This window comes from Aeromonas sp. HMWF017, assembly GCF_003061465.1.
GTDB lineage: Bacteria > Pseudomonadota > Gammaproteobacteria > Enterobacterales > Aeromonadaceae > Aeromonas > Aeromonas veronii.
In genome coordinates this window covers 1-5,310 of record NZ_QAJD01000084.1, presented here as the reverse complement: position 1 = coordinate 5,310, position 5,310 = coordinate 1, and the positions used below count along the sequence as shown (strand labels likewise).

Annotated in this window: 4 protein-coding genes and 1 rRNA gene; all 5 read right to left on the bottom strand. The window is 62.0% G+C overall.

Annotation, left to right across the window (positions count from 1 at the left end):
* A partial coding sequence (locus DBR30_RS07950; RefSeq protein ID WP_258224340.1) for a response regulator transcription factor occupies positions 1-574 on the bottom strand: 574 nt, incomplete at its 3' end.
* Positions 571-1,953, bottom strand: a complete 1,383-nt coding sequence (locus DBR30_RS07945; RefSeq protein ID WP_108542442.1) for an ATP-binding protein — start codon at positions 1,951-1,953, stop codon at positions 571-573. The genes DBR30_RS07950 and DBR30_RS07945, both read right to left, overlap by 4 nt.
* 129 nt (positions 1,954-2,082) lie before the next feature.
* Positions 2,083-4,236 carry an AsmA family protein gene (locus tag DBR30_RS07940; protein WP_108542443.1) on the bottom strand — a complete coding sequence of 718 codons (2,154 nt, stop codon included), beginning with the start codon at positions 4,234-4,236 and terminating at the stop codon, positions 2,083-2,085.
* Between the two features lie 132 nt (positions 4,237-4,368).
* Entirely contained in the window at positions 4,369-4,875 is a 507-nt protein-coding gene (locus DBR30_RS07935; protein WP_108542444.1) for an NUDIX domain-containing protein, read from the bottom strand.
* Between the two features lie 182 nt (positions 4,876-5,057).
* A 5S ribosomal RNA gene (gene rrf / locus DBR30_RS07930) occupies positions 5,058-5,172 on the bottom strand.
* Positions 5,173-5,310 lie beyond the last annotated feature (138 nt).

Genomic DNA, 5,310 nt, shown 5'->3' with positions numbered 1-5,310 from the left:
GTTGCAGAATATGGGTATCGACGGTGCGGGTGGAGGGAAACGCCTGATAGCCCCATACCCGGTTGAGGATCTCCTCCCGGCTCAGCACCCGCCCCGCCATTCGCACCAGCAGGGTGAGCAGGGCAAACTCGGTGGGGGTGAAGCTCACCTCCGCATTCTGCCAGCTCGCCTGCAACCGGGCGGGATGGAGCTGCAAGCCACCCACTGCCTGAGTGCCATCCCCCAGCTGACGCAGCTGGGCACGGATCCGTGCCAGCAGCTCGTCGTGGGAGAAGGGCTTGGTCAGGTAGTCGCGCGCCCCCGCATCGAGCCCAGCCACCCGATCGCTCACCTCCACCCGGGCGGTCAGCACGATCACCGGCAACGCCTTGCGCGCCAGCCACTGGGGCAGCCAGTCGAGGGCATCCCCTTCCGGCATGGTGCGATCCAGCAGCACCAGATCTGCCGCCAGCCACTGCTGCTCCGCCGCAGTCAGGGTGTCGCACCAGAGGCAGCGATACCCCTCGCGGGTCAGATAGCGTTGCAGGTTCTCCGCCAACAGCGCCTCGTCTTCGACAAGCAAGATGGTCTTCATGATTCGGTGTCGCTCCAGAGTTGGCAGGGCAGTGTCAGGGTGAAGGTAGTCGGTGGGCCGGATAGGGCGAGGCGCCCGCCAAGGCGGCGCAACAGATGGCGAACGATGGCAAGGCCCAGCCCCAAACCATCGGCACGGGCTCCGCGACGCAGCAGGGTAGCGAGCCGATAACCCGGCAGCTCGCCGCCATCGCTGACCGCGAGGATCAAGCGCCCCGCCTGCCAGCTGGCACAGACGCGAACCGGCGCGCGGCCATGCTGGCTGGCGTTGCGCAGCAGGTTGTCGAGGGCGAGATCGAGCCAGTAGAAGGGGAGCGCCAGAGTCATCTCACGCTCAAGGCAGAAGGTGGCGTCATGCCGCTCGCAGGCCAGGGTGAGCCACTCAGCCAGACTGACTGCCACCCGCTCATCTTCGAGGGCCTCTGCTGCCAGATAGTGGCGGCTCGCCTGTGCCAGCTGATGCAGACGGGCGACGCTGCCCAGCAGCTGCCCCACGCTCTGCTGGGCGGAAGGGGGCAGCCGGTCGAAATCGTGGCGCAGCTCCTCGCTGATGCCGGAGAGCGCCATGATGGGTGTGCGCAGCTCGTGGGTCAGCATCTGCAACGCGACGCGCCGCTCCCGCAACAAGCGCCAGCGCTGCCAGCTGGCCCACCCTAGCAGCAGGATGAAACCAAACGAGCTGGCCAGCGCCAGCCACTGCCAATGGAGCGTGGGGCGCTCGTTGATGCAGAGCCCCCCAACCCGCTCCTGACAGGATCCATCGACCCGGCTATCCAGCATCACGCCGAGCCGCTCGGCCAGCGGTTGCAACTGCCCAGCACCATAGCGACGCCACTGCTGATCTGCGAGCAGCCAGAGCTGGCCGGATTGCAGCAGCCAGCGCTCGCCCCGCAGCAGGGCGTCGAGGTTGTCATCATCAAGCTCGCCAAGCTGCCCCAGCTGATCGCGCCGCTCCCGCACATGAAGCAGAGCGTCGAGCCCGGCCGCCGGATGGCCAGACTGCCAGCGGGCGGCGCTACTTCCCCCCAGCGGATAGACGGGGTGGGCGGCAAACCAGCTGGCCGAGGGCGTAGCCCCTTGGCCACAAAGCGCCCGCAGCAGCGGCAGCCACTCGGCGGGCAAGTCATTCTCTGTCCCGCACTCCTGCTGATAGAGATAGATAGCCTGCAACTGGCGCAGCGGATAACGCTGCCAGGCGGGATAGAGGGCGTCGGGAGCAATCAGGCGACGGTCGAGCCGCTGCACCTCGTCAAGAGGCAGCGCCTGTTCGGGAGCCTGCTTGGCCAGCTCGCCAGCCAGACGATCCGCCAGCGGCCCGGCCAGCACGGGAGAAGCCATGCCGTAGCAGATCAGGGAGCAGAGCAGCAGGATCAGGCGCATGGGTTCAACTCGAGATGACTCCAGATCAAGGCGCAGCAGGTCACTGCGCCATAAAAAATGTCAGCGCCATTTTTCAATGGCGCTGACATCCGGTCAACCGCTAACAGATCTTATGCCGATCTCGCGACATCAATTGAACAACCCCTTGAGCAGCTGGTCTGCCACCCCTTTGACGGCCTCGTTGTCAGCCTTGTCACCCAGCAGCTTCTTGAGTCCGCGCTCGGCCTCCTTACGGGCCTTATCCTCCAGCAGCTTGTTGTTGCTGAGCAGTGCCTTCACGTCGAGCCGATAGCTGGGCGCCTGCCAGTGGCCGCCGATCCGCACCGGAATGGTGATCTCTTTCAGTTCATCCACATCCTTGCCACCCTGCCCCTTGCTGCTCTCGACGATGGAGGTGAGGAACAGGAAGTCGAGGCTCTGTGGCACCAGCGCCGTCTGCCCCTCACCTTTGACCCGCAAGGCCGGGGCAAAGAGCTGGATGTCGTTGCTGCGGGCGATGCCATCGGCAATCTGGAAGCTGGCGGTCAGGGCGCTGAAATCGGTCTTGCGCGCCTCCTTCACCTGCTCGGCCCCCTTGCCGCTGAGGGTAGCCCGCGCCTCGCGGATCATCTCCGGCAGGTTGATGCCGTGCAGGGCGCCATCGCTCAGTTTCAAGGTAACCTTGCCCTGCATCCCGTTGCGCAGCGCCAGCGCAGAGAGACCACGGCCCTGCACCTGAACATCGAGATCGCCCTTGCCCTCCAGCAGATCGCTCTGGGCCAGAGTTTGCAGCAAGGGACGAATGTTCACTCCGGCCACCTGCTTGTGCACCTTGTAGGTGGCGGGTTGCTGGCGTGCGTCGAGTACCCCGTTCGCGTTTACCTGACCGCCAGCCACGGTCGCGCTGAACTGTTTGAGCGTGAGCAGTCCCTTGGCCAGAGCCACCTGCAGATCGACAGCGCCGAGATCCAGCCCTTTCAGACGCAAGCTGCCGAGTTGCAGCCGCCCATCCAGATCCACCCCTTTGAGCGCGCCCAGATCCGGTTCGACCGCGGAAAGGGTTTCGCTCTTGCCGGTTACCGCTTTACTGCCACTTGCTGCGGCATTGGCCGCCGGTTTGCCCTCTTTCGGCTGTGCGGTCGGAGCCGGTGTCGATTTGGCGAGCCATTTGTCGAGATCCAGCTTCTCCCCATGCAGATCAAAGGTGATTGCCGGAGTGGCACCAAGCTGCACGGTTCCATCACCACTCAGCGGCGCCTCATCGGCACTCATCACCAGCTTGCTCAGGGTAATCAACTGCTTGTCGAGCTCGACACGGGCAAAACCGGCCAGTTTCAGCTTCATCTGCGGGCGCGGCAGGGCATCACCTTCCAGCGCTGCCGTCAGCAGCACATCGGAGAGTTCGGCAAGCTTCATCTCCTTGTCGAGCCGTCCCTTGAGCGTTCCTTCCAGCGAGCCAGCCAGTAAAGCTTGCTGCCCCTCTACCTTGGCTCCTTTCAGCGCCAACGTGAGGTTGCTCCACTCACCAAAGGCCAATCGGTCTCCCTTGATGGAGAAACTGTCGAGTCGCAGGGACGGAGCACTCAGGCTGCCACTGAGGCTCAAGTCTTTCAGTTCACTGGCCATCACCTCCTGCGCCAGCTTGATCTGGGTCTGCCCTTTAACGTCGAAAGCGAGCTTGTCGGCACTCCCCTTGGCGGCCAGCGCCACGGGTACCCACTCACCGGTAGCCAGCTGCCCCATATCGAGATCGAGGCGATCCAGTCGCAGCGACGTGCCGCTGCGATCATCCTGTACCAGCGCACTGGCCTGGGAGAGCGCGACACCCTGCAAGCTGATCTGCCAGGGCTTGCTATCAGCGGTTGGCGCAGGGGTTGCGGGGACGACCGGTTCGCTTGCATCAGCAGTGGCATCTTTGATCAGTCCGCTCAGATTGGAGCTGCCATCCGCCTTGGTCTGGATAAAGAGATGGGCGCCACTCAGGGTCACCTTGCCGACCTCCAGACGATGGGAGAACAGCGGCAACAGCGCAACCGAGGCCTCGCCCTGTTCGAAACGAACCAGATCCGGCTCGGCAAAACCGGCCGGATTGCGCAGAGCCACCTTCTCCAGCGAGAGGCCGAGACTCGGCCAGAAACGCCAGTCAATCTCCCCCGCCATCACCAGTTCCCGGCCCGTGCTCTTGCGCACCTGTTCAGCCAGTTGGGGCTTGAATTGATTGGGGTCGATAAGGCTTATCAGCGTCACTATGGCCAGCAAGGCCGCTACGGCGATGCCGAGCAAGATGAGAACTATCTTCTTCACGATATGCTCCTTGAATCCGGATCCACTGCTGACTATACCACTCACCGCTTGACGAATGGTGCCTGCGGGACAAAAGCGGACAAGGATGAGACAGGGATAGTCGCTGCCAATCCCCATCGTCATCGGCAGGGATCAGGCTTGCAAAGAGGATTGCTGCAACCGCGCCATCGCGGTGCGCGTCGATTCGAAAGCAAAGCAGGACAAGGGGATATCGCTGATCTTCAGCCACTGACAGGCGGCCACATCGTCAGCCGGCTGGATGACCGGTTTTTCACTCAGCCTGATGGCGAAAAAGGTGTCACAGGTGTGATAGGTGATGCCATCGTAGGGATAGATATTGGGGAATGAGCCAAGATAGGTGCAAGGATGAGCGCTGACATCGAGCCCCAGCTCCTCCTGCAACTCGCGCACCAGCGCCCCCTCCTGCGACTCGCCGGGATCGACAAATCCGCCCGGCAGATCCAGCAACCCCTTGCCCGGATTGCCGGCACGCACCGCAACCAGCACCTCATCCTGCCAGCAAAGCGCCACCATTACCGCAGTCGCCACATTCTGGAAAAAATGAAAGCCACAGCCACAGCGAAACTCTTTGGGACTGACGCTCTGCAGGGTTTGACCGCCGCATTTTGGACAAAACATGGGCTATCTCCGACCAGATAAAGCGCCATTTTACGCTGTTGCGACCGTTTTTTATGAGTAAAACAGACGGGGAGGACTAGGAATTCAAAGGGAGAGAAATAAAGCAGGGCAATTATCGGGCGATTTGCTGATTTTCAGGCAATAAAAAACCCCGCTCGATGAGCGGGGTTCTTTAATTGGGTGCCTGGCAGTGTCCTACTCTCGCATGGCGAATGCCACACTACCATCGGCGCTACCGCGTTTCACTTCTGAGTTCGGCATGGGTTCAGGTGGTTCCACGGCGCTATGGCCGCCAGGCAAATTCTTAATCTAGAAAGCTGACGTGAGTAACGAGGTTGCCTATTTGCTTGTCACTATCACTGAATTTGAGTAGTTCGTTCATTCGCTACAAGGCCCAGAACACTTCTTGGGTGTTGTATGGTTAAGCCTCACGGG

Bases quoted from the DNA above. Each gene is read 5' to 3' on its own strand.
- DBR30_RS07945 (WP_108542442.1), bottom strand. From the start codon at position 1,953: ATGCGCCTGATCCTGCTGCTCTGCTCCCTGATCTGCTACGGCATGGCT.
- DBR30_RS07935 (WP_108542444.1), bottom strand. From the start codon at position 4,875: ATGTTTTGTCCAAAATGCGGCGGTCAAACCCTGCAGAGCGTCAGTCCC.